The organism is Streptomyces sp. NPDC093546, from assembly GCF_044765045.1.
Classification (GTDB): Bacteria; Actinomycetota; Actinomycetes; order Streptomycetales; family Streptomycetaceae; genus Streptomyces.
This window is the reverse complement of record NZ_JBIWJG010000001.1, coordinates 114,917-132,536: the sequence shown is the minus strand read 5'-3', so window position 1 is coordinate 132,536 and position 17,620 is coordinate 114,917. Positions and strand designations below refer to the sequence as shown.

General features: G+C 71.0%; 21 protein-coding genes. 13 read left to right on the top strand and 8 right to left on the bottom strand.

Features of this window, described 5'->3' with window-relative positions; translation table 11 throughout:
- Window positions 1–173 precede the first annotated feature (173 nt).
- Genes ACIRNI_RS00650 through ACIRNI_RS00640 form a run of 3 tightly spaced genes read left to right on the top strand, consistent with a single transcriptional unit; the run spans window position 174 to window position 2,903 of the window.
- The gene (locus ACIRNI_RS00650) at window positions 174–1,166 is read left to right on the top strand and encodes an ABC transporter substrate-binding protein (protein ID WP_403547057.1); all 993 of its coding nucleotides are present in this window, start codon (window positions 174–176) and stop codon (window positions 1,164–1,166) included.
- Between the two features lie 46 nt (window positions 1,167–1,212).
- Window positions 1,213–2,145, top strand: a complete 933-nt coding sequence (locus ACIRNI_RS00645) for an amino acid ABC transporter permease (RefSeq protein WP_403547055.1) — start codon at window positions 1,213–1,215, stop codon at window positions 2,143–2,145.
- Window positions 2,142–2,903 (top strand): amino acid ABC transporter ATP-binding protein, encoded by a 762-nt coding sequence (locus ACIRNI_RS00640; protein ID WP_356646321.1) that lies wholly within the window; start codon window positions 2,142–2,144, stop codon window positions 2,901–2,903. Before ACIRNI_RS00645 ends, ACIRNI_RS00640 begins: the two co-directional genes overlap by 4 nt.
- 54 nt (window positions 2,904–2,957) lie before the next feature.
- Here the strand turns inward: ACIRNI_RS00640 and ACIRNI_RS00635 are convergent, their stop codons facing one another.
- On the bottom strand, window positions 2,958–3,719 hold the full coding sequence (locus tag ACIRNI_RS00635) for a class I SAM-dependent methyltransferase (protein WP_403547052.1): 762 nt from the start codon (window positions 3,717–3,719) through the stop codon (window positions 2,958–2,960).
- A gap of 73 nt (window positions 3,720–3,792) precedes the next feature.
- Here ACIRNI_RS00635 and ACIRNI_RS00630 point away from each other — a divergent pair, with 73 nt between their 5' ends.
- Window positions 3,793–4,422, top strand: coding sequence for a CGNR zinc finger domain-containing protein (locus tag ACIRNI_RS00630; RefSeq protein WP_403547050.1), 630 nt, complete (start codon window positions 3,793–3,795; stop codon window positions 4,420–4,422).
- Here ACIRNI_RS00630 and sodX read toward each other — a convergent pair.
- Window positions 4,326–4,751: a nickel-type superoxide dismutase maturation protease gene (gene sodX, locus ACIRNI_RS00625; protein WP_403547048.1), complete on the bottom strand. Its 426-nt coding sequence runs from the start codon at window positions 4,749–4,751 to the stop codon at window positions 4,326–4,328. The two genes, ACIRNI_RS00630 and sodX, sit on opposite strands and share 97 nt — an antisense overlap.
- Window positions 4,752–4,893: 142 nt before the next feature.
- Between sodX and sodN the strand changes: the two genes are divergently transcribed.
- Both sodN and ACIRNI_RS00615 read left to right on the top strand, forming a co-directional pair.
- Window positions 4,894–5,289: a superoxide dismutase, Ni gene (sodN, locus tag ACIRNI_RS00620; protein WP_020130742.1), complete on the top strand. Its 396-nt coding sequence runs from the start codon at window positions 4,894–4,896 to the stop codon at window positions 5,287–5,289.
- Between the two features lie 117 nt (window positions 5,290–5,406).
- The gene (locus ACIRNI_RS00615) at window positions 5,407–6,330 is read left to right on the top strand and encodes a S1 RNA-binding domain-containing protein (RefSeq protein WP_403547046.1); all 924 of its coding nucleotides are present in this window, start codon (window positions 5,407–5,409) and stop codon (window positions 6,328–6,330) included.
- A 302-nt stretch (window positions 6,331–6,632) separates the two neighbouring features.
- Here the strand turns inward: ACIRNI_RS00615 and ACIRNI_RS00610 are convergent, their stop codons facing one another.
- Window positions 6,633–7,595 (bottom strand): LysR family transcriptional regulator, encoded by a 963-nt coding sequence (locus tag ACIRNI_RS00610; protein WP_403547044.1) that lies wholly within the window; start codon window positions 7,593–7,595, stop codon window positions 6,633–6,635.
- A 220-nt stretch (window positions 7,596–7,815) separates the two neighbouring features.
- Between ACIRNI_RS00610 and snpA the strand changes: the two genes are divergently transcribed.
- On the top strand, window positions 7,816–8,502 hold the full coding sequence (snpA, locus tag ACIRNI_RS00605; protein ID WP_403547042.1) for a snapalysin: 687 nt from the start codon (window positions 7,816–7,818) through the stop codon (window positions 8,500–8,502).
- Between the two features lie 84 nt (window positions 8,503–8,586).
- Here the strand turns inward: snpA and ACIRNI_RS00600 are convergent, their stop codons facing one another.
- The 4 genes from ACIRNI_RS00600 to ACIRNI_RS00585 all read right to left on the bottom strand — a co-directional run bounded on the left by ACIRNI_RS00600 (window position 8,587) and on the right by ACIRNI_RS00585 (window position 11,925).
- Window positions 8,587–9,033 (bottom strand): DUF6304 family protein, encoded by a 447-nt coding sequence (locus tag ACIRNI_RS00600; protein ID WP_403547040.1) that lies wholly within the window; start codon window positions 9,031–9,033, stop codon window positions 8,587–8,589.
- A 62-nt stretch (window positions 9,034–9,095) separates the two neighbouring features.
- Window positions 9,096–9,320 (bottom strand): hypothetical protein, encoded by a 225-nt coding sequence (locus tag ACIRNI_RS00595; RefSeq protein ID WP_403547038.1) that lies wholly within the window; start codon window positions 9,318–9,320, stop codon window positions 9,096–9,098.
- 131 nt (window positions 9,321–9,451) lie between these two features.
- A complete protein-coding gene (locus ACIRNI_RS00590) occupies window positions 9,452–10,504 on the bottom strand; it encodes a family 2 encapsulin nanocompartment cargo protein polyprenyl transferase (RefSeq protein WP_403547036.1) in 1,053 nt (350 codons plus the stop codon).
- A 5-nt stretch (window positions 10,505–10,509) separates the two neighbouring features.
- The gene (locus ACIRNI_RS00585) at window positions 10,510–11,925 is read right to left on the bottom strand and encodes a family 2B encapsulin nanocompartment shell protein (RefSeq protein ID WP_403547034.1); all 1,416 of its coding nucleotides are present in this window, start codon (window positions 11,923–11,925) and stop codon (window positions 10,510–10,512) included.
- A gap of 227 nt (window positions 11,926–12,152) precedes the next feature.
- Between ACIRNI_RS00585 and ACIRNI_RS00580 the strand changes: the two genes are divergently transcribed.
- The 4 genes from ACIRNI_RS00580 to ACIRNI_RS00565 all read left to right on the top strand — a co-directional run bounded on the left by ACIRNI_RS00580 (window position 12,153) and on the right by ACIRNI_RS00565 (window position 15,489).
- Window positions 12,153–12,743, top strand: a complete 591-nt coding sequence (locus tag ACIRNI_RS00580; RefSeq protein ID WP_403547032.1) for an N-acetylmuramoyl-L-alanine amidase — start codon at window positions 12,153–12,155, stop codon at window positions 12,741–12,743.
- Between the two features lie 75 nt (window positions 12,744–12,818).
- Entirely contained in the window at window positions 12,819–13,895 is a 1,077-nt protein-coding gene (locus tag ACIRNI_RS00575) for a 1-aminocyclopropane-1-carboxylate deaminase/D-cysteine desulfhydrase (RefSeq protein ID WP_403547030.1), read from the top strand.
- 194 nt (window positions 13,896–14,089) lie between these two features.
- Window positions 14,090–14,503 (top strand): anti-sigma regulatory factor, encoded by a 414-nt coding sequence (locus tag ACIRNI_RS00570; RefSeq protein WP_031076871.1) that lies wholly within the window; start codon window positions 14,090–14,092, stop codon window positions 14,501–14,503.
- A complete protein-coding gene (locus tag ACIRNI_RS00565; protein WP_403547028.1) occupies window positions 14,500–15,489 on the top strand; it encodes an RNA polymerase sigma factor SigF in 990 nt (329 codons plus the stop codon). Before ACIRNI_RS00570 ends, ACIRNI_RS00565 begins: the two co-directional genes overlap by 4 nt.
- A gap of 60 nt (window positions 15,490–15,549) precedes the next feature.
- On the opposite strand, the gene ACIRNI_RS00560 is transcribed toward ACIRNI_RS00565, so the two are convergent.
- A complete protein-coding gene (locus ACIRNI_RS00560) occupies window positions 15,550–15,981 on the bottom strand; it encodes a hypothetical protein (protein WP_403547027.1) in 432 nt (143 codons plus the stop codon).
- 91 nt (window positions 15,982–16,072) lie between these two features.
- Between ACIRNI_RS00560 and ACIRNI_RS00555 the strand changes: the two genes are divergently transcribed.
- Window positions 16,073–17,041: a diacylglycerol/lipid kinase family protein gene (locus tag ACIRNI_RS00555; RefSeq protein WP_403547025.1), complete on the top strand. Its 969-nt coding sequence runs from the start codon at window positions 16,073–16,075 to the stop codon at window positions 17,039–17,041.
- Window positions 17,042–17,358: 317 nt separating this feature from the next.
- Entirely contained in the window at window positions 17,359–17,616 is a 258-nt protein-coding gene (locus ACIRNI_RS00550; RefSeq protein ID WP_003953983.1) for a WhiB family transcriptional regulator, read from the top strand.
- Window positions 17,617–17,620 lie beyond the last annotated feature (4 nt).

Below are 17,620 nucleotides of genomic sequence, written 5' to 3'. Positions count from 1 at the left end.
GGGGGTCTCCCGTTATCCGATTTTGACATGCGGAGGCCCCTGTTCGGGCTAGTCCGAATGGCAAGATGCCGGTAATCACACGAGGTCGCGACACCCGAAGGTGCGTGCCCCGACCCCCGTGCCGACCGATGGGCCACCCCTCATACGCCGCTTTGAGCCGGAGGAAACCGACCATGACCGCAAGCACCACCCGCTGTACGACCGCCGCGAGGGCCCGGACGCCGCGCACGTCCAAAATGGCCGCGGTCGCCGCGATCGCGGTCGCCGGCACGATGCTGCTGACCGCCTGCGGTGATCAGACCAACAAGCCGGCCACCGGTGGCAAGGAGGCCAAGGGTGTCCCGGCCGTGCCCCACCCGCTGGCCCACCTCCTGCCGCAGGACATCCGCGACAAGGGCGTCGTCAAGGTCGGCTCGGACATCGCGTACCCGCCGGTCGAGTTCAAGGACAAGGGCGGCAAGGTCACGGGCATCGACCCGGACCTCGCCTACGCGCTGAGCAAGCAGCTCGGCGTGCGGTTCGAGTTCGAGAACGGCACCTTCGACACCCTGATCACCGGTCTGCGCGCCAAGCGCTACGACATCGCCATGTCGGCGATGACGGACACCAAGGACCGCCAGATGGGCATCGACTCCGAGACGAAGAAGAAGGTCGGCGAGGGCGTCGACTTCGTCGACTACTTCAGCGCCGGCGTCTCGATCTACACCAAGCAGGGCGTCGACACGGGCATCAAGACCTGGGCCGACCTCTGCGAGAAGAAGATCGTCGTGCAGCGCGGCACCGTCTCCGAGGACCTCGCGAAGGCCGAGTCCGCGAAGTGCGTGGCGGCGAAGAAGGGCCCGATCGCGATCGAGGCCTTCGACACCGACCAGCAGGCCCAGACCCGCCTGCGCTCCGGCGGCGCCGACGCCGGTTCGTCGGACTACCCGGTCGCCGCGTACGCCGTGAAGACCTCGGGCGGCGGCAAGGACTTCCAGATCGTCGGCGAGCAGGTCGAGGCGGCGCCGTACGGCATCGCCGTGGCCAAGGGCAACACGCAGCTGCGCGACGCGATCAAGGCGGCCCTGGACACCATCATCGCCACCGGCGAGTACAAGCAGGTCCTGGACAAGTGGGGTGTCGCCGCCGGCGCGGTGACCGAAGCGAAGATCAACGGCGGTTCCTGACCAGCCGGCCACACCAGCACCGCGTAGGCCTCTGAAAGGCACCACCGTGACTGACATCAAGAAGACGGAAGCGGCGGACGCCACGCCGCCCGCCGGACCGGAAGCCCTCAAGGCGATCCCGGTCCGCCACTACGGCCGGTACGTCACCGCGCTCGTCGCCATCGCGGCCTTCGTCGCGATCGTCTACGCCTTCTCGCAAGGCAAGATCAACTGGGACGCCGTCCCCACCTACTTCTTCGACGACCGGATCATCGAGGGCGTCGGCCAGACGCTCCTGCTGACCATCCTCTCCATGGCGATCGGCATCGTCGGCGGCATCGTCCTCGCGGTGATGCGGCTGTCGAAGAACCCGGTGACCTCCTCCATCGCCTGGTTCTACATCTGGTTCTTCCGGGGCACCCCGGTCCTGGTCCAGCTGTTCCTCTGGTTCAACCTGGGCCTGGTCTTCGAGTTCATCAACCTCGGCCCGGTCTACAAGGACGAGTGGTCCGACTTCATGACGCCGTTCCTGACGGCGCTGCTGGGCCTGGGCCTCAACGAGGCCGCGTACATGGCCGAGATCTGCCGCGCGGGCCTCCTCGCGGTCGACGAGGGCCAGACCGAGGCGTCCCACGCCCTGGGCATGAGCCACGGCAAGACGCTGCGCAGGATTGTCATCCCGCAGGCGATGCGCGTGATCGTGCCGCCCACGGGCAACGAGGTCATCAACATGCTGAAGACGACCTCGCTGGTGGCCGCCGTGCAGTACTACGAGCTGCTGCGCAACGCGCAGGACATCGGCCAGACGTCCGGCGCCCCGGTGGAGATGCTCTTCGTCGCCGCCGCCTGGTACCTGATCATGACCTCGGTGCTCAGCGTCGGCCAGTTCTACCTGGAGCGGTACTACGCACGCGGCTCCAGCCGCAGCCTGCCGCCCACCCCCTGGCAGAAGGTCAAGACGACCCTCTCCACGTTCCGCCGCCCGGAGGTGGCCCGATGACCGCCATGGTGAAGGCCGAGGGCGTCCACAAGTCCTACGGCGCCGCGCACATCCTCAAGGGGATCGACCTGGAGGTCGCCGCGGGCGAGGTGTTCTGCCTCATCGGCCCGTCCGGCTCCGGCAAGTCGACCTTCCTGCGGTGCATCAACCACCTGGAGAAGATCAACGCCGGACGGCTGTACGTCGACGGCGAGCTCGTCGGCTACCGCCAGAAGGGCGACAAGCTGTACGAGCTGAAGGACAGCGAGGTGGCGCTCAAGCGGCGCGACATCGGCATGGTCTTCCAGCGCTTCAACCTCTTCCCGCACATGACCGCCCTCGAGAACGTCATGGAGGCGCCGATCCAGGTCAAGGGCGAGGCGAAGGCCGTCGCCCGCGAGCGGGCCGCCAAGCTGCTGGACCGGGTGGGCCTCGCCGACAAGGCCGCCAACTACCCCTCGCAGCTCTCCGGCGGCCAGCAGCAGCGCGTCGCCATCGCCCGCGCGCTGGCGATGGAGCCGAAGCTGATGCTCTTCGACGAGCCGACGTCGGCGCTCGACCCGGAGCTCGTGGGTGACGTCCTGGACGTCATGCGGGACCTCGCCGAGTCGGGCATGACGATGGTCGTGGTCACCCACGAGATGGGCTTCGCCCGCGAGGTGGGCGACTCGCTCGTCTTCATGGACGGCGGCGTGGTGGTCGAGTCGGGCAACCCGCGCGACGTCCTGACCAACCCGCAGCACGACCGGACGAAGGCGTTCCTGTCGAAGGTGCTGTAGTACGCGGATGAAGGGCGGTACGGGTGACCCGTACCGCCCTTCGTCGCGTCCGGTCTACTTCAGCGCCAGGACGAGCGAGTCCGAGGGCGAGGCCCACACGGCCCTGGCCTCGGCGAACCCGGCCTCGCGCAGGGTGCGCGCGTGCCACTCCAGGGACGGCGTGTCGCCCTCGGCGTGCTCGCCGTAGATCCCGAACCGCTCGGCCGTCGGCGCGGCGAGCACCGGGTCCTCGGCGGCGAGCTCCCACCACTGGGTCCAGTCGAGCGCGCCGGCGGCCTTGGCGCGCTCCATGGCGGCGTGGCGGTGGGCCCGCTCGGCGGCGTTGATGCGGGGCGTGGACTCGTCGATCATGTGGTCGGCGTTCATGAAGACGCCGCCCTCGCGGACGAGGCCGCCGAGCCGCCCGTAGAGCACGGCGAGCGGTTCGGTCCGCAGCCAGTGCAGCGCCGTGGCGGTCAGGACGGCGTCGTACGTGTCGTACGGCAGCGCCTCGGTCCACGCGGGGTCGGTCAGGTCGGCCCGTACGAAGCCGACCCGGTCGTCCCCGGCGAAGTAGCCTTCGGCGATGGCGAGGAGCGCGGGGTCGAGGTCGACGCCGGTGCTGGTGGCGTCCGGGAACCTTTTGAGGAGGCGGTCCGTGATACTCCCCGTACCGCACGCGAGGTCGAGCACCCTGGGGGCCGGGCCGACGAACGCTTCCACCATGTCGAGCATGACCCGGAACCGCTCCTCGCGGTCGGGCATGTACCACTCCTGCTGGCGGTCCCAGCTCTCCTGCCAGGCTCGCCAGTCCGTGCTCGTGAACGCCTCCGTCACCAGGACCTCCGTAATACCCTCGTAGGAGATGGATCTCTTACAGGACCTTAGACTCCCGCCGTAAGGACTACAAGTGGAACTGGCCTCTTACTCGGATTACGCCGTTCGGCTGGTGAACACCGAGGAACCGGCACGCAACAAGGACTCCCTCACGTCGGTGGAGGCGGTGCGCGGGCTGTTCGGCGAGGCGTCGCAGATGGCCCGGCGTGCGACGGACGCGGACGTGACCCGGTTCCGTTCGGTACGGGCCCGGCTGCGCGCGGTGTTCACGGCGGCGGACGCCGGCGACCAGACGCAGGCCGTGGACCTGCTGAACTCCCTGCTCCTGGAGTTCCCGGTCAGCCCGCAGATCTCCGGCCACGACTACCTCGACGAGGAGGGCCGGCCGCGCTGGCACCTCCACCTGGCCGACCACCCGTCCAACGCGACCGCCGGCTACGCCGCCATCGCCGCGATGGGCCTCGCCATCCACCTGACCGAGTTCGGCGCCGACCGGCTCGGCCTCTGCCAGGCCGCGCCCTGCCGCAACGCGTACCTGGACACCTCCACCAACCGCTCCCGCCGCTACTGCTCCGACCGCTGCGCCACCCGCGCCAACGTCGCCGCCTACCGGGCCCGCAAGCGCCTGGAGACCGAGCGGTCGGCGGGTACGGGCCGTACGGCCGACACCAGCCAGGAGAACACCACCCCGAGCGACCGCTGACGCCCGGGCCGGATGCCCCGGTACCGGATCCGCACCCGGCCCAGCACCAGCTCGCCGGGCACCGCGCCGAACGCCCGGCTGTCCACCACGTCCGCGTCCGGGTTGTCCCCGAGCACCCACCAGCCCTCACCGCGCCGCTCGACCAGACGCTTCACGATGAGCAGATCCTGCTGCAGCGGATGGCGCAGCACCGCCACGTCCCCGGCCTTCAGGTCCGCCCCGTAGTGCACCAGCAGCTGATCCCCGTGCCGGAGCGTCGGCACCATGGACACCCCGGTGACCTCGGCAATCCCGAACGACACCCTCGTTCCCCGCCCCTGCTCCGCCATTCCGGTACCTCCCGGTCCTTCCTCCACGAGTCCCATGGTCACCCTGGACTTTTGTCCTAAGCACCCGGGGGCGCCCGCGAAAACCCGTCTCCCACGGAGTAATGTCCCACCTGAGAAGACGATCACGAGGAAGGACAGCTCAATGCTCTCCCGCCTGTTTGCCCCGAAGGTGAAGGTCAGCGCGCACTGCGACCTCCCCTGCGGTGTCTACGACCCGGCCCAGGCCCGCATCGAGGCCGAGTCGGTCAAGGCCGTCCAGGAGAAGATGGCCGCCAACGACGACCCGCACTTCCAGGCCCGCGCCACGGTCATCAAGGAGCAGCGCGCGGAGCTGGCCAAGCACCACGTCTCGGTGCTGTGGAGCGACTACTTCAAGCCGCCGCACTTCGAGAAGTACCCGCAGCTGCACCAGCTGGTCAACGACACCCTGAAGGCCCTGTCGGCGGCGAAGGCCTCCACGGACCCGAAGACGGGTGAGAAGGCGCTGGAGCTCATCGCCGAGATCGACAAGATCTTCTGGGAGACGAAGAAGGCCTGACCCCAGGTCCTCCTTCCTGTTCCCGACCGCACCCGGTTCCCCTTGGGGGGCCGGGTGCGGCCGTTTTCACCCGGCCACATCAGTGCCCGCCCTACCCGCGCCGACGAAGGTCAGCGTATGGACCCTGACCCCGGCGAAAGTGAACCTGGCGAGCCGATCACCGAGACAGCCGTCCGCGAGCTGTTCCTCCTTCTCCGAGCGGCTGGAGCTAGGCTCACCTCCATGCCCGATCCGGCTCCTGACCCTCGCCTGCAGGCCTTGATCAACCAGCTCCGGCCGGGGCCCGTGAGAAGGGTGGCGGTCATCGGGTTCGACGGAGCGGATGTCGTCGTGAAGCTCCTGGATGGCGAGGGAGCGAAAGCCGAGATCGGTCGGATCCCTCGGCATGAGGCTTCGATGCGTCGGGTGGAGCACCCATCCGAGCTCTTCGAGATCGGCCAAGAGGTTAACGCCGAGGAGATCGGACGTTGGGGTGAAGGTCAGCTTCATCTCTCCACCAGGGCATGCGAGATCCCATCCTTGCGATCCTTTCTCCTCGCCATAGAACCCGGTCAGGTTGTCACCGGGACCGTCGCGGGAGTGCACGACTTCGGGGTCTTCGTCCACCTCGACGGCGAGCCCGACGGCTTGTGCACCGGCTTCATCCGAGTGCCAGACCTGACATGGTCTCGGATTGACCACCCCTCCGAAGCTGTCGAAGCCGGCCAGCGGATCACGGCGGAGGTGATTGTCGCCGAGACGCGATCCGGACAGGTCACCCTCTCGCTGAAAGCCCTACAGGAAGACCCACTCATCCGCTTCGCGGACCAGGTCGGCCGCGTCGTCACAGGGCGGATCACCAAGATCATTCCCTTCGGCGTGTTTGTGCAGCTTGCTCCGGAGGTCGAAGGGCTCCTTCACGTCTCGGAGCTGACCGACGAACCGGCTGAGACCCCTGACCGACTCGTCCGCGAAGGCCAGCTGATCGCGGTGAAGGTCGCCGAGGTCGACCTTCGGCGTCACCGGGTGCGGTTGTGTGCTCCTGACAAGGCAGGCAGTTAGCGCTGGCCCGGCCTTCGCCGGCAACGGTCTTCGATGCCCCCGACCAGATTCCCTTGCTGGCCGGTCTGGCCTGCCGTGAGGACATCCGCCCCGCGCATCGAGCGCCTCTGGTCGAGCGAGAGATGTCTCCCCTGCTGTCCCACTGAGAGGGGCCTGACCCCAGGTCCTTTTTCCTGTTCCCGACCGCACCCGCACCAAGCGGAGCTTAGTGACCGGCTGCGGCACGCCCCCGTGGAGCCGGGGACGCTCCGCCGCCCGGCCCCCGCGGCACGAGCTCCTCGACGCCGTCCCCGCCGGGGGCCTCACGCCGCGTGCGGCACGCCCGGTAGCGGGTTGCCGTGGCGCAGGAGCCACTGGCGGTACGGGGCCGCGCGCAGGGCCGCCTCGCGGTAGGCGGCCGCCAGTTCGGCGTACGCCGCGTCGGCGGCCTCGGCGTCCGGCCGGTGGTACAGCAGCAGGCGTACGGCGAGGGGGTCGTCGCGTAACGGCCGGATCGCCATGTCGTCGCGCGGCCCCGAGGTCGGCTGGCACGGGGCCACGGCCTCGCCGGCCACGATGAGCGAGGCGGCCGTGTGGTAGTCGCCGTGCAGGACGGGCGGGTCGATCCCGGCCGCCCAGAGCACCCGCCGCAGCCCGTCCCACTCGCCGTCCACGGTCGGGTCGACCATCCACCGGTCACCGGCCAGGTCGGCGAGGTCCACGACGGGCGCGGCGGCGGCCGGATGGTCCCGCGGCAGGGAGATGAACTGCGGCTCCCGCTCCACCAGCACGCGCCGCTCCAGCCCGTCCGGCACGCGCAGCGGGCAGCCCTCCACCTCGTGGACGAAGGCGACGTCGAGCCGCCCGGCGGCGAGGCCGCGCAGCAGGGCGCCCGCCGAGACGTCCATGTGCAGCGAGATGTCGGTGCCGGGCAGCCGCCCGCGCAGCCGGCGCAGCCAGCCCGCGAGCGCGCGGCTGGCGGTGGAGCCGATACGGAGCCGGGCCACGCCGTCGGCGCGGGCGGCGGCGGCACGGGTCTCGCTGACGAGCCGGTCCAGCTGCGCCACCAGGGGGCGGGCGCGGCTCAGTACGGCGTGGCCGAGGGGCGTCGGCCGGCAGCCGGTCCGCTCACGGGCGAAGAGCTCGGCGCCCAGGGCGTGTTCGATGCGGCGCAGCTGCGTCGTCAGGGACGGCTGGCTGATGCCGAGATGGCGGGCGGCCTTGTGCAGGCTGCCCGTGTCGGCGATGGCGCACAGCGCCCGCAGGTGCCTCACCTCCAGCTCCATGCCCCGAGGGTAGGGCGGTCCCTGGCGTCACACCAGACTCAAGGACGGTGCTGGAAGCCCCTGTTGGCGGTGGCCGTCGGCGGGTGATGCGCTCGTCCTATCGCCCGCTGACATCATCCGTGCGCGCGGTGCGCTGCTCGACACTCGGTCCCACCGACGTCCCGCCGACGTCCGGCCGAACGCGTCCACCCAACCGTTCAGGACCGAGTAGGAGCCCCCCATGAGACACCCCAAGGCCGTGCTGGCCGCTGCCCTGAGCCTGACCGCGGCTCTGGCGGCCGTACCCGGCACCACCGCCACCGCCACCGCCGCGCCCTCGCCGGCCGGCGGCCCCGCCGCCGCATCCGCCGCCGCCTCCGGCTATGCCGCATACGCCGGTTCGGGCGAGAACGCCAAGGCCAACAAGGCCTTCTACGAGGCCGTGATGCGATCGGTCGCCGAGAAGCGTGCCGCCGACCCCGGCGCACTCGCCGTCACCGTCGTCTACTCGGCGGCCAACGCCCCGAGCTTCCGCACCCAGATAGCCCGCTCCACGCAGATCTGGAACAGCTCCGTCAGCAACGTGAAGCTGCAGGAGGGCAGCAACCCGGACTTCCGGTACTACGAGGGCAACGACTCGCGCGGCTCGTACGCGTCGACCGACGGGCACGGCCGCGGCTACATCTTCCTCGACTACCGGCAGAACCAGATCTACAACTCCACCCGGGTCACCGCCCACGAGACCGGCCACGTCCTCGGCCTGCCGGACCACTACTCGGGCCCGTGCAGCGAGCTGATGTCGGGCGGCGGCCCCGGCCCGTCCTGCCAGAACGCCCAGCCGAACGCGCAGGAGCGCAGCCGCGTGGACTACCTGTGGCGCAACGGCCTCGCGGCGGCGACGGAGGCCGCGGCGGCGAAGGTGTCCTGACCCCACCAGATGTCCTGACCCGCCTGCGGGCGCCCCGCGGCCGCGCGGGGCGCCTCGTCCGCCGTCAGACGGCTTCCACCGCCGTCAGGCGGCTTCCAGCAGCTTCCGGTCGAACCGCGCGCCGGGCGGCAGCTGGCGCAGAATGCGGTCCAGCGCCAGGTCGAAGTCGCCGCCGGCCAGGCCGGACTCGTACGCCGCGCCGCCGAAGTGCAGGGTCAGCTGAAGATCCACCCGCTCGGGTGAGCCGTCGGACAGGGCTTCACCAAGCGCCAACAGGCAGCTGAGCGTGGACCGTTGGGGCGTGCCGTCGATGATGACGGGCAGTGGCAGGTCCCACTCCAGTACGCAGCCGGCCAACGGCAGGCCGCCGTTCTCCTCCGCTGCCCGCAGCGCGGCACAGCTCGCGCCCGCGTACTCCACGCCCCTGACACGGGTGGCGATGCGCTTCCCGTCGGACGTGATGGTGATGGCTTCCGCACCCCGGCGGTCCCGGTACCAGCCGGTCCAGACTTCCGTCGACTCCGATGACATGGCGCGGACTGTAGCGGTATGACTGCCTCCGGCGTGCGGCCGGACACCCCCTCAGCCGGACTTCAGCCGGTCTTCGCCGTCTTGCCCGACTCGTCCGCGCCGCTCTCCTCCCGGAAGAGGTCGCAGCCGGCGTTGCGGCATGGCTGGGGCTCCCATACGGGTGCCCAGACACCGAGGATCTTGCGTCGTTTGAGCGCCGTACCGACAGGCTGTCCACAGGCGGGGCACACGTGCTCGGGCCCTGCCTGGGGGCGGCGGACGGTGGGGCGTCCTTCGCTGCTGCCCATGGACTAAGGATAGGGCGGTTTCCGCCACTCGGACAGGCCGGTACGGCCGGCCGGGCGAGCGCCCCGCCCCTGGGCGGGGAGCGTGCCCGTCCGGTGGCCCGCGGGCCTCCGGACGGGCACGCCAGGGTGCCTCAGCGCGTACGGCGGGTGACGAACTCCGCCAGGGCCAGCAGGTCCCCGGCCGCCGCCAGGTCCGGCACGGCCCTGGACAGCTGGTGCACCGCCCGGGCCATCCGGTCGGCGGCCTGCGCCTGGGCCCAGTCGCGCCCGCCCGCCCGCTCCACGGCGTCGGCCGCGCGCCGTACGCCGTCCTCGTCCAGCGCGGGCCGCCGGTACAGCTCGGCCAGCTCGGCCCCGGCCGCCGTCCCGGACCCGAGCGCGGCGACCACCGGCAGCGACTTCTTGTGCGCGGCGAGGTCCGCCCCGGCCGGCTTCCCCGTCCGGTCCGGGTCGCCCCAGATGCCGATGAGGTCGTCGATCAGCTGGAACGCCAGGCCTGCCTCCCGCCCGAACGCGTCCATCGCCGCGACCTCCTCCTCCCCCGCGCCCGCGTACAGCGCGCCCAGGGCGCAGGAGCAGCCCAGCAGCGCGCCCGTCTTGGCGGTCGCCATGGCGAGGCACTCCTCCAGCGACACCTCGTCGGGGCCGCGCCCCTCGAAGGCGCAGTCCGCCTGCTGGCCCGCGCACAGCTCGATCACGCAGGCGGCGAGCCGCGCCGACGCCGCGGCGGCGCCCGGGTGGCCGTCCTCCGCGAGCAGCCGCAGCGCGAGGGCGAGCATGGCGTCCCCGGCCATCAGGGCGTCCGGCATGCCGAAGACGGTCCACGCGGTCGGCCGGGAGCGGCGGGTGGCGTCCGCGTCGACGATGTCGTCGTGGAGCAGCGTGAAGTTGTGCGCGAGCTCCACGGCGGCGGCCGCGGGGGCGGCGGTGTGCGGGTCGCCGCCCAGGGCCCGGGCGGCGGCGAGCACCAGCGCGGGCCGGATCGCCTTGCCGCCCTGCTGCCCGGCGGCCGGGGTGCCGTCGGCGTGCTCCCAGCCGAAGTGGTACATCGCCACCCGCCGTATGGAGCCGGGCAGCGACTCCACGCCCGCGCGCAGCCGGGGCTGGACGGTGGTACGGGTGCGGTCGAGGAGCGACGCCGCGGTGTCCGCGCTCGTGCTCATGCTTGTGTTCGTCGCGGTCATCGGGGTCATCGCCAGCGGCTGACTTCGACGTTCTCCAGCACGCCGAGGGCGTCCGGGACCAGGATCGCCGCCGAGTAGTAGGCGGTGACCAGGTACGAGATGATCGCCTGCTCGTCGATGCCCATGAACCGCACCGAGAGGCTCGGCTCGATCTCGTCCGGGATGCCGGTCTGGTGCAGGCCGATGACGCCCTGGTCGGCCTCGCCCGTACGCATGCAGAGGATCGAGGTGGTGCGGGCCTCGGAGATCGGGATCTTGTTGCAGGGGAAGATCGGTACGCCGCGCCAGGCCGGGATCTGATGGCCCGCCACCTCGACGGTGTCGGGGACGAGCCCGCGCCTGTTGCACTCGCGTCCGAAGGCTGCGATGGCGCGCGGGTGGGCGAGGAAGAGCTTGTTGCCGCGGCGGCGGGAGAGCAGCTCGTCCATGTCGTCGGGGCTGGGCACTCCGTCGTGCGGCTGGAGCCGCTGCCCGTAGTCGCAGTTGGCGAGCAGGCCGAACTCCTTGTTGTTGACCAGCTCGTGCTCCTGGCGCTCGCGCAGCGCCTCGACGGTGAGCCGCAACTGCTGCTCGGTCTGGTTCATGGGCTGGTTGTAGAGGTCGGCGACGCGGCTGTGGACCTTCAGCACGGTCTGGGCGACGCTCAGTTCGTACTCGCGCGGCGAGGCCTCGTAGTCGACGTACGTGTGCGGGACGACCGCCTCGCCGACGTGGCCGGCGGAGAGGTCGATGGCCTTCTCGCCGTGTGCGTTGGTGCGCTGCCGCGGCAGGGCCGCCAGGGCTGCGAGGTGACCGGCCAGGGACTCGGCCCGTTCGGCGAGGTTGGTCACGTCCGCGCGGGTGAGCTCCAGGACGGTGCAGGCGGTCGCCGCGCGGGCCGTCCACTCCCAGGTGGCGTCCCGGTCGGTGAGGGAGTCGTCACCGAGGTACGCCCCGTCGGCGAGGACACCGAGGACCGCCTCGTCGCCGTACGGGCCGGTGCCGATCTGCTCGATCCTGCCGTGCGCCAGCAGGATCACCCGGTCCGTGGGCGCGCCCGCCTCGACGATGACGTCACCGGGCGCGAACTCCCGCTGGGTGCACCGCTGCGCCAGCTCGCCGAGCGCCGCGTCGTCCTCGTACCCGCGCAGGGCGGGCAGCTCCCGCAGCTCGTTAGGGATCACGGCGACCCGCTCGCCGGTTTGGACGAAGGTGACCCGTCCGTCGCCGACCGCGTAACTGAGCCGCCGGTTCACCCGGTACGTGCCGCCCTGCACCTGCACCCACGGCAGCATCCGCAGGAGCCACCGGGAGGTGATCTCCTGCATCTGCGGGACCGACTTGGTGGTGGTCGCCAGGTTCCGCGCGGCGGCGGTGCCGAGGCTCTGCTGCGGCGCCTGCTGCTCGGTGCGGACGTCCTCGCCAACCGGCCCAACCGACATGTACTTCCCTCTCGATCATCATCCGAACTTCCGAGGAAAAGCCTTTCAGCACGTTCCGTTGTCACGCCATTACACAAATGAGCGAGAATGAATCACCCGTCACGGGGCATGACAGGGGTTTCATGTCCGGATCGGTTCGTACGCCGCCCGAACGCCGTCGCGCGGCGGGGCCGGGTGGGGATGCCTCCGGCAGGAGCCCGGTACGGCTCACTCACGAAGGAGGCGGAGTGGCCACACCCCTGTCCGCGAACAGTTTTCTCGACGCGCTGTGCGACGAAGGCCTCACGGTCGTGGAGGCCGGCGATTGGCGCTCGCACAACCGCAACCACAAAGGGCCCTGGGGGCCGGTGTACGGCGTGATGCTGCACCACACCGCCTCCAGGGGCAGCGAGCGGACCGTCCAGGTCTGCCGGGAGGGCCGCCCCGGGCTGCCGGGGCCGCTGTGCCACGGCGTGATCACCAAGGACGGCCGCGTCCATCTCGTCGGCTACGGCCGCGCCAACCACGCGGGCAAGGGCGACGACGACGTCCTGCGCGCCGTGATCGGGGAAAGGCGGCTGCCCCCGGACAACGAGGCGAACCGGGACGGCAACCGGTACTTCTACGGCTTCGAGTGCGAGAACCTCGGCGACGGCGAGGACCCGTGGCCCGCCGCCCAGCTGGAGGCGATCGAGAAGGCGGCGGCCGCGATCTGCCGCCGCCACGGCTGGACGGCCCGCTCGGTCATCGGCCACAAGGAGTGGCAGCCGGGGAAGATCGATCCGCGCGGCTTCTCCATGAACACGATGCGCACGCGCATCCAGGAGCGGCTGAACTGAGCGACCGGAGCGGCAGCTCGACTACCCGACTGAAGGCTCGGTTGCTCGGGCGCTCGGCTGCGTGACAATGGCCGGGTGACCGCGTTCGACCTGTCCTCCCTCAGCCCGCTGCTCCCCTCCCCCCTGCGGGCCGTCGAGGACGAGCGCCTCACCCGGCACGGCGTACGGCTGCTGCTCAAGCGGGACGACCTGATCCACCCGGACCTCATCGGCAACAAGTGGCGCAAGCTCGCCCCGAACCTGGCCGCCGCGGCCGGCCGGCCGGTCCTCACCTTCGGCGGCGCGTACTCGAACCACCTGCGTGCCACGGCCGCCGCCGGCCGCCTGCTGGGCTTCCCCACCGTCGGGGTCGTACGGGGCGAGGAGCTCGCCGACCGCCCGCTGAACCCGTCCCTCGCGCGGTGCGCGGCGGACGGGATGCGACTGCTGTTCGTGGACCGGGCGACGTACCGCGCCAAGGACGACCCGGACGTGCTCGCGCGCCTGCTGAAGCGCGCCCCCGAGGGGTGTTTCGTCGTGCCGGAGGGCGGCAGCAACGCCCTCGCGGTGCGCGGCTGTGTGGAGCTCGGGCGCGAACTGCGCGCCCCGCACGGGCGGGCAGGCGTCGAGGCGGCCGTGGACGTGGACGCGACCGTCGACGTGGTGGCGGTGGCCTGCGGCACGGGCGGCACGCTGGCCGGTCTGGCCGCCGGGCTGGGCCCCGGACAGCGCGCGCTCGGCATACCGGTGCTCAAGGGTGGTTTCCTCGGCGCGGAGATACGGACCCTCCAGGGGCGGGCGTTCGGCGGCCCCGCGGGCGACTGGAGCCTGGACGAGCGGTTCCACTTCGGTGGTTACGCCCGGAGCACGCCCGCCCTCGACGAGTTCGCCGACGACTTCGCCCAGCGGCATGGACTCGCCATCGAGCGCATATATGTCGCCAAAATGCTGTACGGACTGTTCACCCTGGCCGCGGAGGGCAGGTTCCCGCGCGGGACCACGCTCGCCGCCGTGATCACCGGCCGGCCGGACGTTCCCTCATCCCCACCCGGCCGACCGCGCCCGGAAGCCGGCGGAGACGGCGTTGGTGCCGTGTGGACGGTTCGATCGTCCGAGGCCTGGGTACGTCAACCCTCCGCCGGTTTCTCGCGATTGGGTCCCGCAAACCACTAGCCACTGTCCGTACTCATGTGCTTACCATGAGTGACAGGCGTCGGAGCAGGGGTCCCCGGCGACACGGCACCATGGAATCGCGATAGCGTCACGGCGGACTACGCACACCCGCGTACCGCACGGCCCGGCCCCCGGGAGGAGCTTCCTTCCGCGAGCCGAGCCCCGATTGAGCTTGTGCCACCTTGGAGGTGAGGGTGTCCCAGATCGCAGGCGAGCCCGGGACCCAGGACTTCGTGGAAGTCCGGCTGCCCGCTGCGGGTGCCTACCTGTCCGTGCTGCGTACGGCCACGGCCGGTCTCGCGGCGCGCTTGGACTTCACCCTCGACGAGATCGAGGACTTGCGCATCGCGGTCGACGAGGCCTGCGCGATCCTGCTCCAGCAAGCCGTGCCCGGCTCGGTCCTGAGCTGTGTGTTCCGCCTCGTCGACGACTCCCTGGACGTGACCGTCTCGGCGCCCACGACCGACGGCCGGGCCCCGGAGCGGGACACGTTCGCCTGGACGGTGCTCTCGGCACTGGCCGGCAAGGTCGACTCGTCCGTCGCCGACGACCGGACGGTCTCCATCAACCTGTACAAACAGCGCGGCGCGGGACCCGGGCCGGCGTGAGGAACGGGGACGGTCCGGTGCGAAACGAGGAGCGCGGGCCCCGGGCGCTGAGCTCGCCGGAGGGCATCCCGGAACAGCAGGCGCGGCCACACCCGGTGGACGGTCTCGTGGAGACGTCGGAGGGTGCCGCGACGGCGCGGGCAGATCAGGCGGACCGGATGAGCGAGCAACACCAGCAGCACGAGCAACAGGAGCAGCGGGACCGGCAGCGGCAGACGCCGCGGCACGACCCTCAGGACCGCAGCGGCGCGCGGGCGATGTTCATCCGGCTGCGCGAGCTGCCGGACGGCTCGCCCCAGCGGGCCGAGCTGCGCAACCAGCTCGTCCGCATGCACCTGCCGCTCGTGGAGCACCTGGCGCGCCGGTTCCGCAACCGCGGCGAACCGCTGGACGACCTGACGCAGGTCGCCACGATCGGTCTGATCAAGTCGGTGGACCGGTTCGACCCGGAGCGCGGCGTCGAGTTCTCGACGTACGCGACCCCCACGGTGGTCGGCGAGATCAAGCGCCACTTCCGGGACAAGGGGTGGGCGGTGCGGGTGCCGCGCCGGCTCCAGGAGCTGCGGCTGTCGCTGACCACCGCGACGGCGGAGCTGTCGCAGCTGCACGGCCGCTCGCCGACCGTGCACGAGCTGGCCGAGCGGCTCGGGATCTCGGAGGAGGAGGTCCTGGAGGGCCTGGAGTCCGCCAACGCGTACTCGACGCTCTCCCTGGACGTCCCGGACACGGACGACGAGTCCCCGGCGGTCGCGGACACCCTGGGCGCGGAGGACGAGGCGCTGGAGGGCGTCGAGTACCGCGAGTCCCTCAAGCCGCTGCTGGAGGACCTGCCGCCGCGCGAGAAGCGGATCCTGCTGCTTCGGTTCTTCGGGAACATGACCCAGTCGCAGATCGCGCAGGAGGTCGGCATCTCGCAGATGCACGTCTCGCGGCTGCTGGCCCGCACGCTGGCCCAGCTGCGCGAGAAGCTGCTGGTCGAGGAGTAGGACGCCGGTCGAAGCGCGGGACCCGGACCCCGACGGGCAGGTCCCGGGCCCCGAGGGCGGTCAGGCCCGGCCGCGGATACCGAGGGCCTTCGGGGTCTCCGGGTGGAGCAGCAGGGCCAGGCCGGTGACCGCGGCGACCGCCAGGGCGATACCGCCCGGGATGGCGGCGCTGTCCGCCTGGAGCAGGGTCCAGGCGACGGGCAGGGCCATCAGCTGCGTGATGATCGCCGGGCCGCGGCTCCAGCTGCGGCAGCGCAGCAGGCCCCGGGCGGCGAAGAGCGGGATCAGACCGAGTGCGATGAGCGTCACACCACCGGTCACCGCCTGCGTGAGGCCGTCGGGCTTGCCCGTGAGGCTCGTCACGAGCAGGTACGCGCCGCCCGCGAACAGGGCGAGCGCCTCCAGGCCCGCGACGGCCGCGGCGGCCGTGACACGGGCGGGGCGCGGGGCGCCGGCGGCGGTCTGGGCGGGGTTCGGCTCGGTACTGCTCACCCCAGCAGGGTAGCGGCCGGTCCCGTCCACGTACTGGACAGGGGTCGGGAGCACCTGGGCCCGGTACCGCGCGGTAGGTAACCTGGCGGGCATGCGCGCACTTCTCGTGGTCAACCCGGCAGCCACCACCACCAGTGCCCGCACCCGTGACGTACTGATCCACGCGCTGGCCAGCGAGATGAAGCTGGAGGCGGTGACGACCGAGTACCGGGGCCACGCCCGCGACGTGGGGCGCCGGGCGGCCGAGTCCCCCGACATCGACCTGGTCGTCGCGCTCGGCGGCGACGGCACCGTCAACGAGGTGGTCAACGGGCTGCTGCACCACGGCCCGGACCCGGACCGGCTGCCACGCCTCGCGGTGGTGCCCGGCGGCTCCACCAATGTCTTCGCCCGCGCGCTGGGGCTGCCGAACGACGCGGTGGAGGCGACCGGCGCGATCTTGGACGCCCTGAGCGAGCGGCGCGAGCGGACCGTGGGGCTCGGGCTGGCCTCCGGCACTCCGGGCTCGGAGGACGAGGCGGTGCCGGCCCGCTGGTTCACGTTCTGTGCCGGTTTCGGCTTCGACGCGGGCGTGATCGGCCGCGTCGAGCAGCAGCGGGAGCGCGGCCGGAGGTCGACGCACGCGCTGTACATCCGGCAGGCGATGCGCCAGTTCCTGGACGAGCCCCACCGCCGGCAGGGCGTGATCACGCTGGAGCGCCCCGGCGCGGACCCGGTCCACGACTTGGCGCTGTCCATAGTCTGCAACACCGCCCCCTGGACCTACCTGGGCAATCGCCCGGTGTACGCGGCGCCCGAGGCGTCCTTCGACACGGGGCTCGACGTGCTCGGACTGAGCAGGCTGTCGACGACCGCGGTGGCGCGGTACGCGACGCAGCTGCTCACCTCTACCCCGGAGCGCGGACCGCGGGGCAAGCACGCCCTGTCCCTGCACGACCTGACCGACTTCACCTTGCATTCGAAGGTTCCGCTGCCGTTCCAGATGGACGGAGACCACCTGGGGCTGCGGACGAGCGTGACGTTCACAGGCGTTCGCCGTGCACTGCGTGTGATTGTGTGAGTGGAAGAGCCTCGGACCCTTTATCTCGAACGTATGGGCCAGGATCCACCCCATAGAAGTACGGCTGTGACCTAGCCGACACCGAGGAATCAAAAAAAACTTCTCGGAAGGGGTTGTATCCGCAGCCGAGGTTTGCGAATCTCTACATGGCGATCGGGACGGCCCGCAGAACCGGCCTCCAGGGAAAGCCAGAACCCCTCCTCAAATCACAGGACCACACGCCCACCCGGCGGTAGGCCCTTCACTTGTTGAGGGATTCGTGAAAGCGTTCACATTCACAAGCAACCTGAATGCAACACCAAGGAGAGGTAGCAGCCATGGACTGGCGTCACAACGCCGTTTGTCGTGAGGAAGACCCCGAGCTGTTCTTCCCCATCGGCAACACCGGTCCTGCGCTGCTGCAGATCGAGGAAGCCAAGGCTGTCTGCCGTCGCTGCCCCGTCATGGAGCAGTGCCTGCAGTGGGCGCTCGAGTCCGGCCAGGACTCCGGCGTCTGGGGTGGCCTCAGCGAGGACGAGCGCCGCGCGATGAAGCGCCGCGCCGCCCGCAACCGGGCGCGCAACGCCAGCGCCTGATCGA